The organism is Longibacter salinarum, assembly GCF_002554795.1.
Lineage (GTDB): Bacteria > Bacteroidota > Rhodothermia > Rhodothermales > Salinibacteraceae > Longibacter > Longibacter salinarum.
In genome coordinates this window covers 24,292-43,798 of the sequence record NZ_PDEQ01000009.1, presented here as the reverse complement: position 1 = coordinate 43,798, position 19,507 = coordinate 24,292, and the positions used below count along the sequence as shown (strand labels likewise).

Below are 19,507 nucleotides of genomic sequence, written 5' to 3'. Positions count from 1 at the left end.
CGGGCATCTCCTCACACAGATTGCAAATTGAGGTTGGCATTCGGGGCGGCGAGTCCGTTACCTTGAAGCGGTACGTCCCTCGCCTTTTGCCTGTCGCTGACAACGCCCCGAGTCTGAATGATCGATCGATATACACGCCCGGAGATGGGCGCCCTCTGGAGTGAAGAGAAGCAATACGAATCATGGCTGGATGTGGAGCTTGCAGCCTGTGCTGCATGGTCGGAAATTGGCGCAATTCCGCCCGAAGACGTGGAGACGCTGTACGCGGAAGCGAGCTTTGACGTCGATCGGATCCACGAGATTGAGAAGGAGACCAAGCACGATGTCGTCGCCTTCACGCGGGCAGTGAGTGAGACGCTTGGACCGGAGAAGAAGTGGGTGCATTACGGCCTGACGAGCACCGACGTGGTGGACACAGCCTACATGGTTCGTCTGAAAAAGGCGAACAGCCTGCTCCGCACGCAGATTGATCGAACGCTGGAGGCTCTGGTGTCAAAGGCCAAGGAGCACAAGCACACGCTGACAATGGGGCGTACGCACGGTGTCCATGCGGAGCCGACGACCTTCGGGCTCAAGATGGCGCGGTACTACGACGAGATGAAGCGGCAGCGCGAGCGGTTCGAGCAGGCGGCCGAAGAGATGCGCGTCGGGAAGCTGTCCGGTGCCGTGGGCACGTTCGCCCACATTCCGCCCGAAGTCGAGCGCCTGACCTGCGAGCGGCTTGGCCTGCGTCCCGCACCGATTTCTACGCAGGTGCTTTCGCGCGACCGTCACGCAAACTACCTCAGCGTCATCGCAGGAATCGGCTCCACGCTCGAGAAGATGGCGGTCGAGATTCGTCACCTACAGCGGAGTGAGGTCCGCGAGGTCGAAGAATCGTTCGGCTCGGGCCAGAAAGGCTCTTCCGCCATGCCACACAAGCGGAATCCAGTCGGGTCCGAAAATATCAGCGGGTGCGCGCGGCTCCTGCGGGGCTACATGGTCAGCGAGTACGAGAACGTCGCGCTATGGCACGAGCGCGACATCAGCCACTCCTCGGTGGAACGCGTCGTGCTGCCGGATGCGACGACGCTGCTGCACTACGCTCTCCGCCGTTTTTCCGGCATCATCGACCGCCTGGTCGTGAAGGAAGAGCGGATGCGCTCCAACATGGAGATGACGTATGGGCTGTACAACAGCCAGCGCCTGATGCTCAAGATGATCGACAAGGGGCTCACTCGCGAAGAGGCGTACGACCGCGTCCAGCCACTCGCAATGCAGGCCTGGGAAGAAGAGCGGCCGTTCCAAGATATTGTCGCGGAGGCCGAGGAAATCACCGACGTGCTCGCGTCCGACGACATTGAGGACGCCTTCGACCCCAGCTATCACATCCGCAACGTCGACCGCATCTTCGATCGCGTCGGTCTCAACGACTGAGCCACGGGTGTTCAAGCAACAAGGTTAGGTTGGCAGCGCCCCTCTACTCCGATTGCTGCGAACGAGAAATAGCCCACCCGTCTCCTCGTTTGGAGGATGACAGGTGGGCTATTCTTTTTGTGTTCGGTAATGGCCTCCGCGGCGCCGTCGGATGGGCGAAGACGATTAACCGCAAGCAATCCAACATCCAGAACCCCCAATCTTACCTACCGGACCCTTTCATTGGGGGTATGTCATTTCAGTATTCCGCGGCGCGGCTGCTCCGAAATGGACGGGAGGATGGGGGTATGTGAGTGTGAGAGTGCGTCATGTTCGAGGATAACGCCTCATTCCCGAGACGCATGAGACGTACAAGGTCTGTTTCTCGATGACATACGAAGATATTCCGGTGGGAAATCAAACAGTCCGGTAGCTAGCCCTCAACCCGGAATCCTCAATCCGGAGTCCAGAATTCTCAATCCCCAATCCCGAATCCGTCTACCGAATCGTCTGAACGAGGTCATCGAACGTTTCGCGGGCAACCGCATCGGCCAGCGCATCGGCCAGTTTAAGTTCGAGCTCGCGTTCCTGTGCTCGCAGGTCCTCCGGGTGGAAAAGACTCAGCTCCATCCCGCTCAGGTCAAGGTTTCGCCAGTCGCCCGAAAATTCGCCGCGTACCATCCGGTCTTCGACATCAACGCCAATCGTGTTCGCGGATAACGTGCGCCCGGATCGTGTGTCGATGACGCGGATCTCTATCGTCGCGTAAAGCTCTCGGTCGTATTCTTTGACGACGAATGTGGTGTCCCTCGGACCGGTCCCGGAGCGCCCTCGGGTCGCTTCCCGGCCGTCGGGAGTGGACACCGACCACTGGGCGGTCTGCGTGACGCTTTCGATGTCATCGCGCTCCTCCCGAAATTCCACAATTTCGCCTGTGACCACAAGGTCCGATTCCAGGATGCGTCCGATGCGTGACGCCTGTTTTCGGGAGAGGATGGTTCGGTCAAGGTCATCACGGCGCACCGCCCTGCGCGTTGGCACCGGCGGGACGGAGGCGATAAAGATCGGGGGCTTAGACCAATAGCGGAGGTTGAGGACATCGTTGACTTCCCGGAGGAAGTCCGGTGGCAACGCGGCACCGGCCTGGCGAGTCTGCCAGAGGGGAAGGAATGCCGTCACCTTCGTTCCACGCGCGACGGCGGCGTCCTGCAGGGCCTCGACATTTTCGATCATCGGACTCGCCTCGGACACGTAGCTGGCAGCGACATCTGCTCGGTCGAAGGCGGATCGATACGCCCCCTGATCCATGTCCATCTCGGCCCAGGCCATGTACACATCGGCCTGACGTGCGTCGATCTCACGGAGCGCTTCGTTCGTCGGTGCAAACTCTCGGGCATTCTCGTAGGCGTCCGCTGCTACGGACCATCGCCCGTCCGTTTCTGCATTCTCCCCGCGGTCCATTAGATAGGCAAATGATTCGTCCACCGCTTCCCGTCGAAGCGATCGATACCCCGTCGGTTCGTTGACGGAAACAGAAACGGAGCGGCATGCAGACCGGAGGTTGTCAATTCGGTCAAGTGCGCCCAGGGCGTCGAGGGGAGCGTTCTGCGACAGCTTCTGGCGCGAGGTTTCCATCAGCATGTCCATTCCGGCCTGCGCCAGTTCGTTCAGCTCTTGCCGACCATTCGGCCAGCTCGAATCATCGTCCAGCACCTTCACCATCTCGAAGGCCGCTGCGACCGGCTTTCCTTGTTTCTCGTATTTCTGAACGCGTTGATACCGCTCCTTCGTGCTGACACAGCCAGCAAGAGCGGTTGCGAAGAGGAGTAAGATCAGGCTCGCTGAGTAAAACGAGATACGTCGAGTCATAACTGCGTACATCTGGAGAGAGCAGAAGGGGATAAAGCTCCGAGACTTCGTTCGTGCCGTCACGGTACGGGGCGATCGACGGGGGAACCGCAAGCTCGATTCGTCAAAACAAAGATAAGGGGGCGCCGGTGGAGAAACGAGTTCAGCACGAGAGTACCACTCCGAGTCGTCGCGCGCTATGCCTTTTACGTGCCAGTAGCATCGTGGTCAAAGGAATGAAGCACTGTGTATTGACTACATTGCGTCATTAAAATGGTTTTTTTATTGCAACGTCGAGTTGTATCTTGGCGGGTGTACCGTGATGTCTACGGGGTGTGGATTAAGAAGCCGCGCTGTACCCGTCTCTAGTATCATTCCCGATCCGTCACCAATCCTCGTTCCCGGCAGGTCTCTGTTATGACACGCTCGGTTCAAATCCTACGCCATACCGCGCTAGCTTTTCTCTTCGTTGTCGCATTGCCATTCACATCTGGGTGTGACGGATCCGGCGCCCCGGAACCCACGCCGTCCGCTTCATTTACCGCCTCTGTCACGGGCGACACGACAGCAACCCTGACCGGGAGCGCGCAAATGACGCAATCGTCTGCCGCGATTCCCGGAGGCATGATGCCCGATACATCGAGCTACACGTGGGGCGTGCCAACCGTCTCGGGTGAGCAGATGGGCACGGCGATCGTACTCGCGACGGCTGATGAAAGCCGGACAATCAGAACTGGAAGCGCCGAGGCCATTCTGCTGTATTTGCCGGGTGCGACCGACCCCACGCCGGGAGAATATGATCTTCCGAACCTGCTGATGACGGTAGCCGGGGGCGGCATTACCGATCCGTCGATGTCATCGCCCTTTGCGACCTACACGGAGGCGAGAGCCACGGCTCTTCGGATGGCTCCCGCCATCTCGGGGACCATCACGGTGGAGCGCGTAACGAGCGAGGGTGTATTCGGCTCGTTTCGATTTACGACGGTTCAGGCGCTCACGCTCGACTTCGCTCAGCCCGTCGATTCGCCCGACGACTCGAGCTTCGAGCCGGAACCGTTTGCAACGACAATGGACGGGACGTTCGAGGCGATGCGGGTCGATGTCTCGCAGGATATGCTTACCCCGATCCAGGTGCAGCGATAAATCTCGGGGCGTCGGTTCCCTCTTCTTAGGCCGTGCCGCCTGTCGGTGAGAATATAGGTCTGTCTGGGATCGACGGCCTCCGGTGATGGGTATCCGCTCCTCCGAAGAAGGCACAAGGACCGGCTATGAAAGAATGAGTGATGTTGAGTCTATAAGCCGATTTTTGAGCTACGTGCTACGGCACGATCCCGGAGCGATCGGACTTGACCTGGATGCAAGCGGATGGGCCCGCGTCGAGACGCTGATCCAGAAGGCCCGAGAAAACGGACGCTCCATTAGCTGGGAACTGGTTCAGCGCGTCCGGCGAGATACCGATAAGGATCGCTTCTCCATCCAGGACGGGCGCATTCGGGCGAACTACGGACACTCGATCGATGTCGACCTCGGCGTCGAACCGGAGGCTCCACCGGCTACGCTCTACCACGGTACGGCCCGACGGGCACTTTCATCGATTCGAGAAGACGGGCTTCGCCCGCAGTCGCGCCAGTACGTGCATCTGTCGGTCGATACCGAACGTGCTGTCGACGTTGCTCGGCGCCACGGTGAACCCGTCGTGCTTGAGATTCACGCCGGCGCTCTTCACGCGGATGGACACCCGTTCTTTCGGACCGCCGGGGATGTCTGGTTGACGACGCACGTCCCCCTGCGCGGTATCGAGTTTCCTGAATAACAGTGACGGTGTGGCTTACCGCTTCAGTTCCCGCAGAATCGGCATCTCCTCAAGGTCAGCCTCGGTCAGTGCGGCCCAGTCAAGGCCGGTCGGCGGCGCGGGCGGGTCGTCGATTTCGATCGTTGAGTCGGGCGTGACGATGACGGTGAGCGGTAGGTCGTGCGCGTCCGTCGGGACATCTTCGACGAGCTGCAGGGGGTGGACGGTCGTGGCGACGGGAACGAGGGCGTGGCCGAGTTCGAGCAGAATCGCATACTCCAGGTCGCTATAGCCCTCGCCCTTTCCGCAGCGCCGGCCGTCGCGGGTCACAGCCACAGAGCCTGTCACGATTGCGTCGAGCTGCGGCAGCTCGTTTAGATCGACGGGCTCTGCCCACGTGTCCATGTTCGAGAGGCTGGCAGCCTTCGAGTGCTTCTCAGCGGGGATCACGGCGGGGTCGAGCTTCTTGAATCCGCCTCGCAAGCGTGGGGTCGGCACATACACGACAATGCCTCGCTTCAGGGCTTCGATGCGGACGTACCGCTGCGGACTATCCGGGTTGACCTTGATGCTGTGGGCATCGGCCAGGATCGGGTGATCGAAGAGCCGTTTCGCCGCGACAGAAGCATCCTTAAAGTTCGGGATTCGTCCGTGGGGTGGAAACGGGAACCGGGCAATTCCTTCATCGTCGAGCGTGTCCCACACGTACTGCCGGGCCGCGTCTTTGTCGTCGAATCGCATCCGTTGGGGTGTGATGGCTGTTGCGCGGTGTCAAAACGTCCATTTTCCGATTCAACGTCGAGTATCGGAAGTGGGTAAAGAGAAGGGTCTCCGCTCGTCGTCGCGGAGACCCTTCGAATGTGTGCCGTGAGCGATTGGACAGAAGCCAAGGCTCGGTCAGGCCACGTTGCTTTTGCTACTCGTCGCCGGAGCTACTGGGTGTTTCTCCCTTCGACCCGTCGCCACGCGGGGTGGGAGCGCTCAGGGCCCCATCGCCCGTGTGCAGCGTGAAGTCGTCGAGGGCGAGCCCACCGATGACTGAGTCGTAGCGCGTGAGGTCGGCCGGAAGCAGGACTTCGTTGTTCTCCTTGCCGAGCTTCGCGATCGTGTTGAGGTACTGCTCGGCCAGACGCAGCTTCACGGCCTCCTCGCCGCCCGGTGCCGTCACAGCGCGTGCGACCTCTTCGATCGCCTGCGCGGTGGCTTCTGCAATCGCCTCGATCTCCTCGGCGCGACCTTCGGCCTCGTTGATCCGGCGCTGCATTTCACCTTCGGACTTGTTGATGACCTCCTGCTTGATACCTTCCGCATCGTTGACGGTCGAGCGCTGCTCACCTTCCGAGCGGGCGACCACGGCGCGCCGCTCTCGTTCGGCGGTCATCTGCCGCTCCATTGCTTTCTGCACCGTCCGCGGCGTGTCGATGTTCTTGATCTCGTAGCGGTGGACCTTAATGCCCCAGGCTTCCTCAACCTCACTAAGGACATCGACCACCGATCGGCTGATCAGTGCGCGTTCTTGAAACGTGGTGTCCAGCTCCATCCGGCCGATGACCGAGCGGGTCGTCGTCTGGGCCAGCTGGATGGCGGCGCGGCGGTAGTCCGTGACGCCGTAGCTCGCGTTCTCAGGGTTGCTGACGCTCAGGTAGATCACGCCATCGACGCGGACGCGAACGTTATCCATCGTAAAGCAATCCTGCGGCTCGACGGGAATCGCTTGCTCCCGCAGATCCTGCTGATACGGCACTTTGTCGATGAATGGCACGAGCGCATGGAAGCCCGGCTGCAACGTGCGTGTGTATTTGCCAAGCCGCTCGACGACGTACGCATTCTGCTGCGGTACGATGCGGATGGCGCGAACGAATTTGTAGATGACGAACACGAGTAGCAACCATCCGATGACGATTGCTATGTCATTTAGAATCTCAAACATATCTCAAAAAGGAGGTAAGGGTGAAAGGCGGAGAGGAGGAGGCGTGCTACTTGTGACCTTTCACGCCATCCGTAACTTTCGAGGCCCCCTCGAAGAAGGACTTCATATTGGCGGCTTCGACGGGAAGAACGCTGATGTTTGCTCCGTCGATGACCGAGCCGAGGCGGTCGATGAACTGCTCCGTCAGGCGCATCTTCACGGCCAGGGAACCGCCGGGCTGGGAGATGGCCTGCGCGACGCGCTCAATGCCTCGGGCCGACGCAGCCGCGATCAGTTCCATCTCTTTTGCCTCGCCTTTCGCTTCGTTGATTCGCTTCTGTCGTGTGCCTTCCGAGCGAAGGATCGATGCGTGCCGATCGCCCTCGGACGTATTGATTCGGGCATCACGTTCACCGGATGAGGCTACGATTTCGGCGCGCTTCTCACGTTCTGCCTCCATCTGCTGCTCCATCGTGAGGACGATGTCCTGAGACGGCTGGATGTCCTTAATTTCGTAGCGCATGACCTTCACGCCCCAGGGATTCGAGGCCTTGTCGAGTTCCGCAACGATAGCATCATTCATCGCGTCGCGCTCCGAGAAGGTGTCGTCGAGCGTGATTTTCCCGATCTCGCTACGCATCGTCGTCTGCGCGAGGTTGACAGCGGCAAGGCGATAATCGTTGATGCCGTAGCTCGCCTTCTCAGCATCCATCACCTTGAGGTAGATGATGCCATCGACGTCAACCTCAATGTTATCTTTCGTGATGCACTTTTGGTGCGGCACGTCGAGAACCTGCTCGCGGATTTCCTGCCGATAGGCAACGCGATCCACAAAGGGCGTGACGAAGTGAAATCCCGCGGTCAGGGTCGCGTGATACTTTCCGAAGCGTTCGAGAATCACCTCCTCGCGCGTTTGCACGATGATGAAGGTGTTCCAGACAATGAAGAGGGCCACCGCACCGACGGCCAGAATTGTAAAAGCCATGACAGGTGTATGCAGCTAGCGAGGAGGAGAGAAGGAAGACATCCGCGTGGGGATGTTCGAAGGGAAGAGGGGGCGGAATTCGATACCGCCTCCATGTAATAAATAATACGTCTGTACAGCTGAATCCGTTACGTGCTCGACGCGAAAGGGACGCTACGAGCGTTGCCGAGACCGTGTCTGCTGCCCAGTATCTTCGGCATCGGTGTCACCGCTGGATGTGGTGTCGCTGTTCTGTGTCGAATCAGAGGAGCTGGTGTCGATCGGTACCTTATCCGACGCCAGTGCATCTCCAAATTCGTGATCCAGGTCGGAGTGATCGGTTGGTTCGACGACCCACGTCAAGTTGTCGCGGTAGACGATCCGACCTTCTGCGCCCTCAGGCAGCGTGCCTTCCAGCGTTCGGGCATCCCAGGCGGCTCCGCGAAATCGTACGCGGCCCGTTTTGTCTTCACCGATCTCTTCGAGCACCGTGACGGTCTGTCCCATTGTTTCGGCGTCTTCGTCTGTAATGCCGATGGTCGATTCGCCTCCAAACAGACGAAGGGCAATTGGGCGAAGGGCGACCGTCAGGCCAGCCGAAAGCAGAGACCAGGCGATGAACGCCGTCATCGGGTCGACCAGCAGGCCGGCGGCTCGTAGACCGGCTACGAGAATGCCGCCAAGGCCAAGAAACAGGGCAACCCCACCGGGGATGAAGACCTCAAGGAAGAGGAGGAGAAGGCCACCGACGAAGAAGATCCACGTCAGGAGCGTCGGGTCTAGATCCATAGAGTACATCCTGCGGGACGAGGCAAAATACACGGGTCCATTCTATACGGCACATCCCGACGAAAAGTTACGTCGACGTGCCGATTTTCGGCTCGAAGCCCCGCGAGAATGTACTGTTCCTACCGGTTGACGAGGTGCAGGATGACGCTCACGAGGTCGTACCGATCGACGCGCGACGTTCCGTACTGCTCTTCGAGTGCGCGAGTGATTTCCTCCGCATCGTGGCCCTGCTCGTGCAGAGACGTGATCTCGTCGAGCAGTTCTTCGTCGCTGAGAGAAAAGGGGTCAGATGTACGCTTGGCCATGGTATCGGATCGATGAGTAGGTCAGCAGCGAGGTTGTTGCCACCGGCAACGGGTGGGAAAATATAAATCCGCATTGCCGATGACAGATCCGCATACGAGTACACGTGACATGAGACTGCGGCCGAGGGGACCGATCCAGTGTGAATCTGCTTCGATGAGAGAAAGCCATTCAATTCTCTCGATGGATGAGCCGCTGAATCGCGCTCACCAGTTGGTGTCGGCCGACCCGGTGGCGACCATACCGAATTTCGAGCGTTTCGACGATGGTTTCCGTGTTCGCCCCTCTTCGGTCGAGCTGTTCAATCTCCTCGAGCAGTTCTTCGTCACTCAGGGCAAACGGATCAGATGCAGTCTCAGACATTGCAAAAGTATCATAGACTTCCAACACGTATTATTACGGGGTAATATGAAGTAAGCATCAAGTATTCTCAACCCTGAGATGTACCTTTTCGAAAAATATAAGGCTATTATAAGGTTTTGGGTCGTGATCGTGTGGTCGTTCGTTTTGTCAGGTCGAGTGCCTTCCCGTTTCGTCGTCTGGGCCGGGATCGCGGCGGGGATCTGGAGGCGAATCGGATTCATTGAGGTCGTCCCATTTAGATCCGGGTACACTCCATGTCGATGGATGTGGCCAATAGGACGGGGGTGGTCCGTCCTCCTTCGGGGCGACGATGTGAAACGCTTCGATGGGAAGAGAGGGTGCGTCTTCATCTTTATCATCGGGCCATTCCAAGACGGCGTGACTCGCTTCGGAATCAGCGTCGTCTCGGCCCGATGTGAGAGAAGGTGGATTGGTCGGCGATTCTTCTAGATCCCGCTCGTCGCTGATTGGTGCATCGTCTGGTATGGATTCAGGTGCGGCAGCCTGTGGAGCATCGATGCTAGCATGTGAAGCGGCCGCCGATCGATCCGGAGACCGGTCGGCGGCGCGGCTTTTTTTGCCGCCTGAGGTTGAGGTATGGGATGGCGGGCCGACCGTCGACCATACAGTATCAAAACGATCGTACTCAACCCGGACGCGACAACGATTCCTCCGAGAAACCAGACCCAGACCGGAAATTCCCAATGTTCGAGCGTCCACCAAGACGGCTGCGTGACAGCTGGTGCAGGCGTGGATGCCTCCATGTCAGATGATGTCGTAGCTACGGGGGATGTCGCCTCCCCAAGTTCTTGGTCGCCCCGGTCTGCGGCAGCCGGCTCTGTTTTCTCCGCGATCATGGTATCCATTATCGAGCGCACATCGAGACCTGCCCGTTCGGCAGGGCTAAGTTGATCGAGTGCATCCGCGAACTGGGCGACGGCGAGTTGCAGCCCGTTTGGGGCAAAGGCGTGCAGCTGTAGGTGCGTATCCGTTTTCTCCAGCATCGATCGAGCAATGAGAGCCTCGCCGATCGTCTTAAAGTGACCGGCAATGAGGCGGTATGCAGTGCTTCCGCGTCCGGTTGAATCGGCGATGACCTCAACCCGGAGACCCTGAAGTCGGTATTGCAATCGCTTGCGGTTGAGGCGCTCGTTCCACAGATCAGAGGCGAGAATCCACGTGTAGCCGTCCGCGGTCGGTGTGATCGGGTCATTACTGAACAGCGCACGTCGAACATCACGTCGAGAGATGCGCGGGGTGGACGTCTGTCTCGAAGTCGCCGGTTCAGTCACGGTCCTTTCTGGCCGTCGGGTACGCACGTCGGGTAGATTGGTGGACGCTGTTACGTCGGGGCGTTGCGATACGGTGACCGTCGTCGTCATCGAGTCACGTCCCCCGGCGTTGTAGGCTATGACGGTGACTGTGTATGTCCCCGGGATCATGTACCGATGTGCGACCGGACTGCCTTCCGATGCGATGCCATCCCCAAAGTCCCACAGGAAGCCGATCGGGCGTGTTGACCCCTCGGACACCCGTGCCCGGTAGTTTGCGACGGCCCCGTCGAAGAGTGTTCGCGGGCCATGGAGCTCAAGTAGCTGAACGGCGTGTGCATCCTGAGCCTGTGCTGCCGAAAAGTTAAGCCCGGCAGTCACGAGAATCGCGAGGAGCAAATAAACAAGTCGTTTCATGGCGATCAGGGCGGCGTCATGCATAAGACGTCACGGCGCGGAAGGCGTCGTGGGCGCGGAGGGAGTAGACGAGGGTGCAATCTGGCGTAGAAACGGGATCGCAAGGGTCAGAAGAAGCCCCAGTATGAGCACGACCAGCGAGGGGTCGAGCGGGCTGAGATAGAACGACAGCGGCTGGTTCAGAACGGCGTGAAAGCCAATGACGAGCCAGAGGTTGTCGGTGCGGAGGTAGAGGACGGCGAGGAATACACCGACGAGTGCAGCGAGCACGACATAGGAGCCGATCTCGAATGGCGATAACCCCATCACGACACCGGCCGGCACGTGGTTGATTCCAAACAACACCTGAGACATCACGAGGGCGTACGTGAGGCGCTGCGTGCCCCATCGCTGTGTCAGATGAAAGAGTTGCGGAAGAAGGAATCCGCGATACATGACCTCCTCGACAGCGGCAGCGACGAGTACGCCTGGGAGGGGGCGGCCGATTTCCGCTGACGCCATCGGGTACATCCACACAGGATTCAGAGATGCAGGCACGTCCGTCAGTTCGGCCAGCCCATGCATCACGAGCTGTGTCAGTCCCCACAGACTGAGCGTCGCAAGGACCGCTGTCACCCATCCGCGCCTTCGGATGCCCACATCTCTCAGGCGCATTCCGCCAACCACGATCATGCATCCAGCGATCAGAATCGCGAACTCCAGCAGATTCGTTACGAGGACGTGTGTGGCAATTCCGTCTGTTGCTTTCGCGAAGGGCCGGCTCACGAGCACCTGAAACGCTGGCGAATAGAACAGCGCGAGCAGCACCGTGTGCACCGTGAGGACGCCCAGAATGAGTTCGCCGGACACCGGCCGGGCCGTTCGAAGCGGCCGCGCTCGGGTCAGCGAGGGAACGCGCGTCATCAGCAGTGCCTGTTTGTGGCGTCGCGAAGGTCATCGGGACGGCCGGGGGCGATAAGAAGACAGAAAAACATTTGTTATCGGCGAACCGCCCAACGTCGAAATTCGAGTATCACTGAACGGAGTCGTTCGAGAGGTTGGGCGGCATTGTAGCCGGGGTCGACAATCAAGCAAGGTCAGTCGTCAACCTTTTTCTCCAGAACCGCGTCTGGACCAAGGCTGCGGGTCACGTCCGAGTCGAAGCGACGAATCCGCTCTTCGACTTCCTTCCGACGCTTCTCGAGCAGCTGATCCGGCAGCGACTTCCGGGCACGGCTCGGAATCGGCTCTGCGACTTCAGCCTGGAGGACGATCACCAGCTCGCGGCGGGCGATGGTCTTCTGCTCGCGTCCGAAGATGTAGCGGAGACCAAACACCCACGGCGGAAGATCCTTCAGAATCGGAATGCCGCGGCGCGACGTTGTCACGTCCGAAGAGTACAGCCCTCCGATAATCGTTTGCTCGCCGTCCAGCAGGAGAACCTGCGTGTCCGCTGTGTTTCGGTCGACGGCGACGCTCGATCCGAATGGGCGGCCGCTGGATCGCTCTACATTCACATCGAGGTGAACGAAGTCGAGCTTCGGTGCGCCCACTGTATCAGCGACAGCCTGTGAGATGTGGGTCGGCGTGACATCCACGATGATTCCGGTGGAGATAAACTGGGTAATCGTGTTGCCGGCGAAGTCCCGCACCTGGATCGGAATGTCGGATCCAATCTGGATCCGCCCCTGCTCGCGACTCTGCACAGAAACGGACGGTTGTGCCAGGGTTCGGCCCACACCGTCGTCCTCCAGCGCGCGGAAGAAACGGGCGAGGTCGCCAAAGTCGATTTCGTCGGGCGTGCCCAACTCATCTTGCCGAAAGAACTCCCCGATCGCGCCACCCAGATTCTTCGGTTTGAGCTGGAATCTTGGGCCCTGCTGTCCACCCTGTTGTCCGCCTTGCTGTCCGCCCTGCTCCTGTGCAAGAAACACGCTCCAGTCCAGTCCGAGCTCGCGAACACGGGACAGGTTGACCTCAAACAGAAGCGCGCTAATTTCGACCTCCTGGGTTTCGAGTGTGGCCGGCAGGGGATCGGATGCCTTCACAGGTGTTCGCTCACGTCCTCCTGCAATCATCGAAGGATCCTCCGGTATCTGCGCTTCCTGGATGATGAAGTAGCGTTCCGTCTCGCGGTAGCTGAGACCCTGCGCCTCCAGAGCAAGTTCGAATGCGTCGAAGAACTGCATTCGCGTGATTGCTACGCCGATGGGTTCCGTGCGGGACTCAGGATCAATAACCTGCTTGCCTGTCACGTTGACGAACAGCGGATTCAGAAACTCGATAAACTGATCGAACGGAGTTGTCGGCAGGAACGACACGAGTTGCTCCGGCGGGATGTATGTCCGGAGCTGGCGCCGGTCGGGTTCCTGTGCGAACGCCGGGGTGAGCGCCGGAAGCACCGTAAACGAAAGAACAAGAACGATAACGGCGGCGCGCACGGTCAATTGTAGCCGAGAAGAAGAGAGAGAGCAGGTCATGGCAATCAGTGTCAGGGGCGAGGGGGAACTAATGGGAGGCCGCGAAGCACCTGCGAGATAGGTGCACTGGATGCTTCGCGGCGATCCAGAATCAGAGGTTATGGGTTTTGGCCGGTTTCGACGGGCACGAGGCGGTTGTCCCCCTCGGCCTGACGGTAGCTTGGCGGCGTGCTATCCATGCCGATGTCGATAATCTCGGTTTTTCCGTCAATCGTCAGGCTGGCACGAACCACGACATTGAGCGGGTCGATGCGAACGATTGTCCCATTGGCGACGGACGAGCCTTCGTAAAGGATGAACTGGGAATTGCCGTCCTGAAAAATGGCGCGGGATCCGGCGATCGACACGAGACTTGCGTGCCGCACGTCGACGAGGCCACTGTTCGACGAGGAGCTCACCGTGCGACGCTCTCGAACCAGCGGGTAGAACGAGTTGTGCGGAAGCTCCGCCGCGGGTTTCGCTTCCTCCGGCACGTCTGCGAGAAGGTCTCGATCAGTGCTCAGCCCATCGAGCCCACCGAAGTACGCGTCAAGCGTCATGGAGAACTGCACCATCTCGGTGCCTCGACTCGATCGCGATTCCTCAAAGACGGTGGTCCGTGACATCTCTAAATCGTGGATTCGGTAGAAGTCCGGTCGATTTTCGATCTGCCAGACGAACTCGTAGAGGGATTTGTATTGTCCGGTCCCGTCGATCGAGAAGCGATAGTGGTTGACGTCCGGGCTCTCCTGCACGTCTTCAAGGCGTACGTCGAACGCTTCGAAACCCTTCGGCGTGAGCTCTTCCAGGTAGTCCACGATGTCGGGGGTGGAGAGGTCGGCCGGTACGTACCGAAAGCGCGAATTCCACTTCCGGACGGTTGCGTCGGCACGGTCGGAAGATTGCTCTGCTTCGGCGAGGAGTTGAGCCACCTGCGCATGCTGCAATCGAGCGACGCGGTCGACATCCCGCAGGTGTTTCAGCGTTGCGGGCTGATTCACCTCGGTGACGTAGTAGCCGGCACCGGATATGGCCAGTGCGACGACGAAGAGGATGAGTGTGTTGAGGTAGGTTTTCATGGCAACTCGGGTGTTGAAGCAGGGCCGAAGGGGCAGCGGGTTACGGCGTGGAGGGTCCGCTCGCGTCGATTGTGTTGGCCGATACGATGGATTCAGCAGCGTCTGAATCGAGATTTCGCTCTCGGAGATAGCGCGCTGCTTCCGGAAGCTCTGTCATTCGCGGAATCGTGATCTCAAATTGATAGACACGGCGATCTTCGATGTCGGCGTAGACGACCTCGTGCACGACTCCTTCCAGGTTGCGGGCGAAGGTCGCGGCCCGGTTACGATCCAGCGCATTCCCGCGGATCGTCAACTCGTTCGGCTTGATCGACCATTCTTCGAACCAGATGCCCTCGATCGCTTCGGTCTGGTTGGCCGTTCGCTCGATAGACGTGCTCCATTCGGTGCTGCCGACGAGAAGAGAGTCCAGGACGTACAGCGAGCGCGCATACTGAGCATGAACGGCGTTCAGGCTATCGACACGCTGCTGCAAATCGGCCGGGGAGATGTCGGGAAGAGCGACCGGGTTTGCCTCAATGCGATTGCGAAGCTCGGAGATTTCGCTCCGTTGACTGACGTAGGACGAAACGAAGAAGAGCGTAACCCCGATAAGAGCGAGGAGCATGAGGACCGTGTGCCAGGCAAAGACGGGCATCGTCCGCTTTTTCTGGCGCGTCGTGACCCCGATGAGGTTGAGGTCGTCGCCGGGACCTTTGATCAGGCGAAGGCCTGCAGCAATGGCGATGCCGGAGTCTGGGGTGAGCATCGCCAGAATGTCGGGGTTGCCAGCCACATGCTCGCCCACGAGGAGCTCATGGAGACGACCGACGGCTGCATCCGGAAAGAGCGTGCGGAAGCTTCGAACAAGACGGTCGTCCTTGGTCCCACCCACAAGAACGACGGCGTCAATCCCATCAATCTGTTGCTCGTCCTGGTAGAGGAGGACGCGCGATGCGATGGTATCCGGTGCGTCGTACGAGGTCAGCGACCGTGGTTGCTCGACATGGAGCAAGTCCGGTCCGTTCATGAATAGAATGAGCGTGTCCTCCGACCCGACCCGTACGAGGGCCGTTGTATGGTCCTCGTCCGGGACGAGGTAGCGCTGCACAGTGTCGACGTGCAGGGTAATCTCGGCATCGAGTCGGGATACCGACCCGCTGACGTCGCTCTGCGGTCCAAACGCAACATTTGCTGTGGGCGTCACACTGTCGCTTGGCGTGGGGATGAGCGCGAGGTGGCGAGGAGTCCCCGATTCTGTCGGCGTCATCGGCAGGAAACCGACGCGCTTCGTGTCAAGTGGACCCGCGTATGCCGAGCGAAGGGCAGCGGTCAGCCCCGAGTCCCTCTTATCTCCGCCAAATGGGAGGAAGTTGACAGCTGCGTCCATCCAGTTCTGCGACGACGCCATCGTCTCCGGGTCGCCCGAGATCTCGACGTGAGCAATATCCGGTTGACCGGCAACGAAGATGATTTTCGGATTCGGGTGGCCGAGGTGTTCGCACTCCTTCAGGATTTCGGACAGGGCCCCTGGAAAAACACGCGGTCCCGAGCGTTCGCCCTGCATGGGGGAGCCATCGCCGGACGCTACGTCCGATCCACCCATCCTTTGCAGGCTCGGGTCCAGGTCCAGGTCGAGATCATCCTGCAGAGATCCGGCTCCTGAACCGACCTGGAGCGTAAAGTCTGTGTCCTCGCTCGATTTCAGGCCGGGTAGAGAAGTGGCGAAATCCTCCGCCATGGCGCGCTCGCCGGATCGAAGCCGTGGTCGGGCGAAGCGCCGGACGATCACGGGCTCCTCCTCTTCGACGCGCAGGAGGACGGCTTCAATGGTTTGCGGCATCAGGGCGATGCCAAGTACAGAACGTGTCGTAGATTCAGACATCGGAATCGGGGGTCAGGATAGGCAGGGGGCGTTCGAGCAGGAAGATGTGGAGATCAGGATCGCATCAGCTGGAGTAGACGACGCTTGTTGTTGGCATAGCTGAGGGCCGTTTCCGTCGTCACCTCGCCCTGGCGGACGAGACGCGTAAGGTCCTGCTCCAGCGTGATCATGCCTTGATCTTGTCCCTGCCAAATCATCTGGTAGATTTCGGGGGTGTTGCCATTCTTGATGGCAGCACGGGCAGCGGGCGTCATCCAGAGGACCTCCTTCGCGAGTGTTCGCCCGCCCCCGACAGACGGAAGCAGTTTCTGCGAGACGACACAGCGGAGCACGTCGGCAAGGCGGTGTCGAACACGGTCCTGCTCCTCCGACGGGTATTCCGCGACGATGCGGTCGATCGTCTCGATGGCGCTTCCCGTGTGTAGCGTGGAGAAGACTTTGTGGCCGGTGTCGGCCATTTCCATGGCCGTGGAGATCGTCTCCGGGTCACGCATCTCGCCCACGATCACGATGTCCGGATCCTGCCGAAGGCCCTGGACCATTCCGTCGACAAAGTTGGCGACATCCGTTCCGACCTCGCGGTGCCGGATGATGCACTTGTTGGACGTATGGATGTATTCGAGCGGCTGCGCGACGATCAGGATGTGCGCTTCCGTATCCTCGTTGTTGGCGTGCACGATGGCATCCAGTGTCGTGCTCTTACCGGAGCCCGTGACGCCCGTGAACAGGGTCAGACCATCTCGCACGTAGCGAAAGAGGAAGCCGCGCTCGATAATCGGGTGGAAGCCGAGCGAGCGTAGGGCCCGCGGTTTCCACGCCAGCAGTCGCATCGAGAGCGCGAGGTGCTGGTTGTCGAAGTAGACCGTCGTTCGGTAGCGACGATCGGGCTCGTCTTCATTCAGCGCTAGACTGTAGCTGAAATCCACGCTGAATCGCTCGAGGAGAATTTTGCGCTGATGCCCTACGAGGACGCAGAGGATCCAGACGTCCGTTGCCTCGATCTCGAATGTGCCAAGATCGGGATGCGGGGTCTTGCGTCCATCCACTCGGAACCAGGCGTTTTTCTCTGAAGCCGGTCCGCCCAGGTCGAGGTCGGATGCGTTGAGCGTGACCATCCGTTCGGCGAGCACGTCAAAGTCGTCGCGAGCCTGCCGGCGATCGGCCGCCGGAAGCTGGTTGAGGCGGGCGGCCAGCCAGCGCATGCGCATCATGCCGTGGAGATCGGGCGGCGCCTGCTGTGCCAGCGCTGCGAAGGAGGTGGGAATGTGAATCGGGGAAATGGACGCACCGTTGCCGCTCGAGTCATGCTGCATTGCCGGGGCGGCGGAGGTCGTCGCAGAGGGGGTGAGTGGTGGCGTCACGGAATCGAGTGCGTCAAGGGGGGAGAAGAACAATCGTATGTTCGTTCACGGCGCCCCCAATTAAGACATCCGGTGGACCGACTCGGTCAATCCGCAAACGAAAGATCCATGCGCCGTACCGACTCGCCATCGCGGGGACATTGGAAGCCCTGCTGTCGCTTTTGGCGCATGTGATTCATCCGAAGGAGCATGCGTTTATCCGGCGGGCCGTTTCGCGGCGCCGATGCGCCCGTTCAAGGCTCGTCCAACCGTAGCGGGTGAACGAGTTAGCCTGCTCAAATGTCGGCATGACGGATGGATGATAGAACGGTCCGAAGGCGCTCTGCGAGAAGGCAGGACACACATCGGACCGTTCTGAAACTCCGTCTTGCAGCGGTTTTCTACAGATGCTCTTCGTCCCATTCCGCATAGCCGATGAGGATGGGACCTACCGGGTCGATATTCGAATAGCCCGGTGATGTAATGAGCGTTGACGGTGCTGCATACATCAGGTTGAAGGTGCCATTGCCTTCAAAATTAGCCTGCGGAGAAAGAATATTTCCGGTCAGGTCCGGCGTGCCGTGGAAGGTGACTTCTCCATTCGCCCAGATGCTTGCGACGATCTGGTCGTTGCCGTAGACGTTGATGTCACCGGGTGTGCGTAGCATCAACGTGGTCTGGTTTTCCGGGCTCAGCCCACCGATGATGTCGTCCTTGATGATCATGCCGTCTCCGTCGGCGACCGTGCCGTTGACATCGTACTGGCCATCCGCGTACAGTACGGTGTAGCCGTCGATCTGGACGTTTTGAAGCTGAACGTTTCCTGCGACCCACCAGACGAACGGTTCGGTGGTGCCGAGAACGGGCGAACCGTTATCGTAGCATTTGCTCGCGGGGATTTTTCCTGTTGTGCAGAGCCCGTTGGTGGCATTGTAGACCTTGTCCTGGATGTCGATGACCTGTACAGTATTGCCAGCAGCACCGTAATCCAGGTTGACGAGTGTATCGACCCAGGTGACATCGGGATGCGTTGGTTCGAGAACGGCGTCCGGAATCGAGATTTCCGGGACCTGTATGACGTTGCTTTCCTCTCCGTTGTAGTCTACGCCTGGAACGAAATTATCCTCCTGATTGGTTGCGTTGCCATTCGGGTCGGAGTACGACCCATACCCCTGTACTTCGAACGCATTTCCGTTTGTAGAAAGCGTGCCGTTGGTATGGATGTTGGCGTTGTAGTTCGGGTCGAGGGACGAGATGTGGATATTCCCGCTGAGCTGAATCACGTCGTTTGTCAAGATCACCGACCGGAAGGCGGGAGGAATGCCACCCGTATCCAGCGCCCGTTCATAGCGCGCATCGATCCGGATGGAGTCGGGACCGTTGATTCCGAGGACGTACACATCCACCGTGTCCCCTGTGGCCCCGACGGGCTGCACGTCCACTTCGTACGAGCCGGAGCCGTACGGCGTCGACGACAGGTCGTACGCCGTTGCGCTCGAGGCCCACGATCCGTGTGCATCTGAAGCGAGATGTCCCACGGTCCGGCGGAGTCCGGCTGTCGCGGCTTCACGAGCAAGCTCTTTATACTGATATCGGTTGAGCGCTTCGTCGGCGTCTTTAGCGTTCGTCTCTACGTTGAGCGCGTAGAGGGAACCAGAAAAGAAGGCGCCGAGCACGAGGAAGAGAACAATGCGTTCCATAGCTATTTTCGTCGGTCAAACGGGTCTCGGAGAGA

17 protein-coding genes are annotated in these 19,507 nt (G+C 59.5%); 3 read left to right on the top strand and 14 right to left on the bottom strand.

The genetic code is table 11. The annotated features are described in order from the left end of the window. Positions 1–117 precede the first annotated feature (117 nt). A complete protein-coding gene (gene purB, locus CRI94_RS15305) occupies positions 118–1,416 on the top strand; it encodes an adenylosuccinate lyase (RefSeq protein WP_098077840.1) in 1,299 nt (432 codons plus the stop codon). A gap of 477 nt (positions 1,417–1,893) precedes the next feature. On the opposite strand, the gene CRI94_RS15295 is transcribed toward purB, so the two are convergent. Beyond that, entirely contained in the window at positions 1,894–3,264 is a 1,371-nt protein-coding gene (locus CRI94_RS15295; RefSeq protein ID WP_143815433.1) for a hypothetical protein, read from the bottom strand. A gap of 396 nt (positions 3,265–3,660) precedes the next feature. Between CRI94_RS15295 and CRI94_RS15290 the strand changes: the two genes are divergently transcribed. After that, positions 3,661–4,386, top strand: a complete 726-nt coding sequence (locus tag CRI94_RS15290; RefSeq protein WP_098077828.1) for a hypothetical protein — start codon at positions 3,661–3,663, stop codon at positions 4,384–4,386. A gap of 172 nt (positions 4,387–4,558) precedes the next feature. Beyond that, complete coding sequence (locus CRI94_RS15285) at positions 4,559–5,056, top strand: RNA 2'-phosphotransferase (RefSeq protein ID WP_218919410.1); 498 nt, start codon at positions 4,559–4,561, stop codon at positions 5,054–5,056. A 15-nt stretch (positions 5,057–5,071) separates the two neighbouring features. On the opposite strand, the gene CRI94_RS15280 is transcribed toward CRI94_RS15285, so the two are convergent. The 13 genes from CRI94_RS15280 to CRI94_RS15215 form a co-directional block, all read right to left on the bottom strand. Further along, entirely contained in the window at positions 5,072–5,776 is a 705-nt protein-coding gene (locus CRI94_RS15280) for a 5-formyltetrahydrofolate cyclo-ligase (RefSeq protein ID WP_098077822.1), read from the bottom strand. Between the two features lie 175 nt (positions 5,777–5,951). Further along, complete coding sequence (locus CRI94_RS15275; protein ID WP_098077819.1) at positions 5,952–6,965, bottom strand: SPFH domain-containing protein; 1,014 nt, start codon at positions 6,963–6,965, stop codon at positions 5,952–5,954. Positions 6,966–7,011: 46 nt separating this feature from the next. Continuing rightward, on the bottom strand, positions 7,012–7,929 hold the full coding sequence (locus CRI94_RS15270; RefSeq protein WP_098077816.1) for an SPFH domain-containing protein: 918 nt from the start codon (positions 7,927–7,929) through the stop codon (positions 7,012–7,014). A 153-nt stretch (positions 7,930–8,082) separates the two neighbouring features. After that, positions 8,083–8,697, bottom strand: a complete 615-nt coding sequence (locus CRI94_RS15265) for an NfeD family protein (protein WP_098077813.1) — start codon at positions 8,695–8,697, stop codon at positions 8,083–8,085. 119 nt (positions 8,698–8,816) lie between these two features. Then, on the bottom strand, positions 8,817–9,002 hold the full coding sequence (locus CRI94_RS15260; protein WP_098077809.1) for a hypothetical protein: 186 nt from the start codon (positions 9,000–9,002) through the stop codon (positions 8,817–8,819). 169 nt (positions 9,003–9,171) lie between these two features. Beyond that, positions 9,172–9,363: a hypothetical protein gene (locus CRI94_RS15255; protein ID WP_098077806.1), complete on the bottom strand. Its 192-nt coding sequence runs from the start codon at positions 9,361–9,363 to the stop codon at positions 9,172–9,174. A 446-nt stretch (positions 9,364–9,809) separates the two neighbouring features. Further along, entirely contained in the window at positions 9,810–11,051 is a 1,242-nt protein-coding gene (locus tag CRI94_RS15245) for a PKD domain-containing protein (protein WP_179862343.1), read from the bottom strand. Positions 11,052–11,081: 30 nt separating this feature from the next. Beyond that, on the bottom strand, positions 11,082–11,954 hold the full coding sequence (locus CRI94_RS15240) for a CPBP family intramembrane glutamic endopeptidase (protein WP_098077796.1): 873 nt from the start codon (positions 11,952–11,954) through the stop codon (positions 11,082–11,084). A 173-nt stretch (positions 11,955–12,127) separates the two neighbouring features. Further along, positions 12,128–13,510 carry a type II secretion system protein GspD gene (locus CRI94_RS15235; RefSeq protein WP_098077793.1) on the bottom strand — a complete coding sequence of 461 codons (1,383 nt, stop codon included), beginning with the start codon at positions 13,508–13,510 and terminating at the stop codon, positions 12,128–12,130. Between the two features lie 98 nt (positions 13,511–13,608). Then, positions 13,609–14,568, bottom strand: a complete 960-nt coding sequence (locus CRI94_RS15230) for a hypothetical protein (protein ID WP_098077790.1) — start codon at positions 14,566–14,568, stop codon at positions 13,609–13,611. Between the two features lie 40 nt (positions 14,569–14,608). Further along, a complete protein-coding gene (locus tag CRI94_RS15225) occupies positions 14,609–16,432 on the bottom strand; it encodes a PilN domain-containing protein (protein WP_098077785.1) in 1,824 nt (607 codons plus the stop codon). A gap of 53 nt (positions 16,433–16,485) precedes the next feature. After that, positions 16,486–17,793: a type IV pilus twitching motility protein PilT gene (locus CRI94_RS15220; protein ID WP_245846223.1), complete on the bottom strand. Its 1,308-nt coding sequence runs from the start codon at positions 17,791–17,793 to the stop codon at positions 16,486–16,488. Between the two features lie 380 nt (positions 17,794–18,173). After that, a complete protein-coding gene (locus tag CRI94_RS15215) occupies positions 18,174–19,472 on the bottom strand; it encodes a hypothetical protein (RefSeq protein ID WP_098077779.1) in 1,299 nt (432 codons plus the stop codon). Positions 19,473–19,507 lie beyond the last annotated feature (35 nt).

Excerpts from the sequence above, each read along its gene's own strand:
- CRI94_RS15240 (WP_098077796.1), bottom strand. The coding sequence starts at position 11,954 with ATGACGCGCGTTCCCTCGCTGACCCGAGCGCGGCCGCTTCGAACGGCC.
- CRI94_RS15245 (WP_179862343.1), bottom strand. The coding sequence starts at position 11,051 with ATGAAACGACTTGTTTATTTGCTCCTCGCGATTCTCGTGACTGCCGGG.
- CRI94_RS15295 (WP_143815433.1), bottom strand. The coding sequence starts at position 3,264 with ATGACTCGACGTATCTCGTTTTACTCAGCGAGCCTGATCTTACTCCTC.
- CRI94_RS15255 (WP_098077806.1), bottom strand. The coding sequence starts at position 9,363 with ATGTCTGAGACTGCATCTGATCCGTTTGCCCTGAGTGACGAAGAACTG.
- CRI94_RS15265 (WP_098077813.1), bottom strand. The coding sequence starts at position 8,697 with ATGGATCTAGACCCGACGCTCCTGACGTGGATCTTCTTCGTCGGTGGC.
- CRI94_RS15260 (WP_098077809.1), bottom strand. The coding sequence starts at position 9,002 with ATGGCCAAGCGTACATCTGACCCCTTTTCTCTCAGCGACGAAGAACTG.
- CRI94_RS15225 (WP_098077785.1), bottom strand. The coding sequence starts at position 16,432 with ATGTCTGAATCTACGACACGTTCTGTACTTGGCATCGCCCTGATGCCG.
- CRI94_RS15280 (WP_098077822.1), bottom strand. The coding sequence starts at position 5,776 with ATGCGATTCGACGACAAAGACGCGGCCCGGCAGTACGTGTGGGACACG.
- CRI94_RS15275 (WP_098077819.1), bottom strand. The coding sequence starts at position 6,965 with ATGTTTGAGATTCTAAATGACATAGCAATCGTCATCGGATGGTTGCTA.
- CRI94_RS15215 (WP_098077779.1), bottom strand. The coding sequence starts at position 19,472 with ATGGAACGCATTGTTCTCTTCCTCGTGCTCGGCGCCTTCTTTTCTGGT.
- CRI94_RS15235 (WP_098077793.1), bottom strand. The coding sequence starts at position 13,510 with ATGACCTGCTCTCTCTCTTCTTCTCGGCTACAATTGACCGTGCGCGCC.
- purB (WP_098077840.1), top strand. The coding sequence starts at position 118 with ATGATCGATCGATATACACGCCCGGAGATGGGCGCCCTCTGGAGTGAA.
- CRI94_RS15290 (WP_098077828.1), top strand. The coding sequence starts at position 3,661 with ATGACACGCTCGGTTCAAATCCTACGCCATACCGCGCTAGCTTTTCTC.
- CRI94_RS15230 (WP_098077790.1), bottom strand. The coding sequence starts at position 14,568 with ATGAAAACCTACCTCAACACACTCATCCTCTTCGTCGTCGCACTGGCC.
- CRI94_RS15270 (WP_098077816.1), bottom strand. The coding sequence starts at position 7,929 with ATGGCTTTTACAATTCTGGCCGTCGGTGCGGTGGCCCTCTTCATTGTC.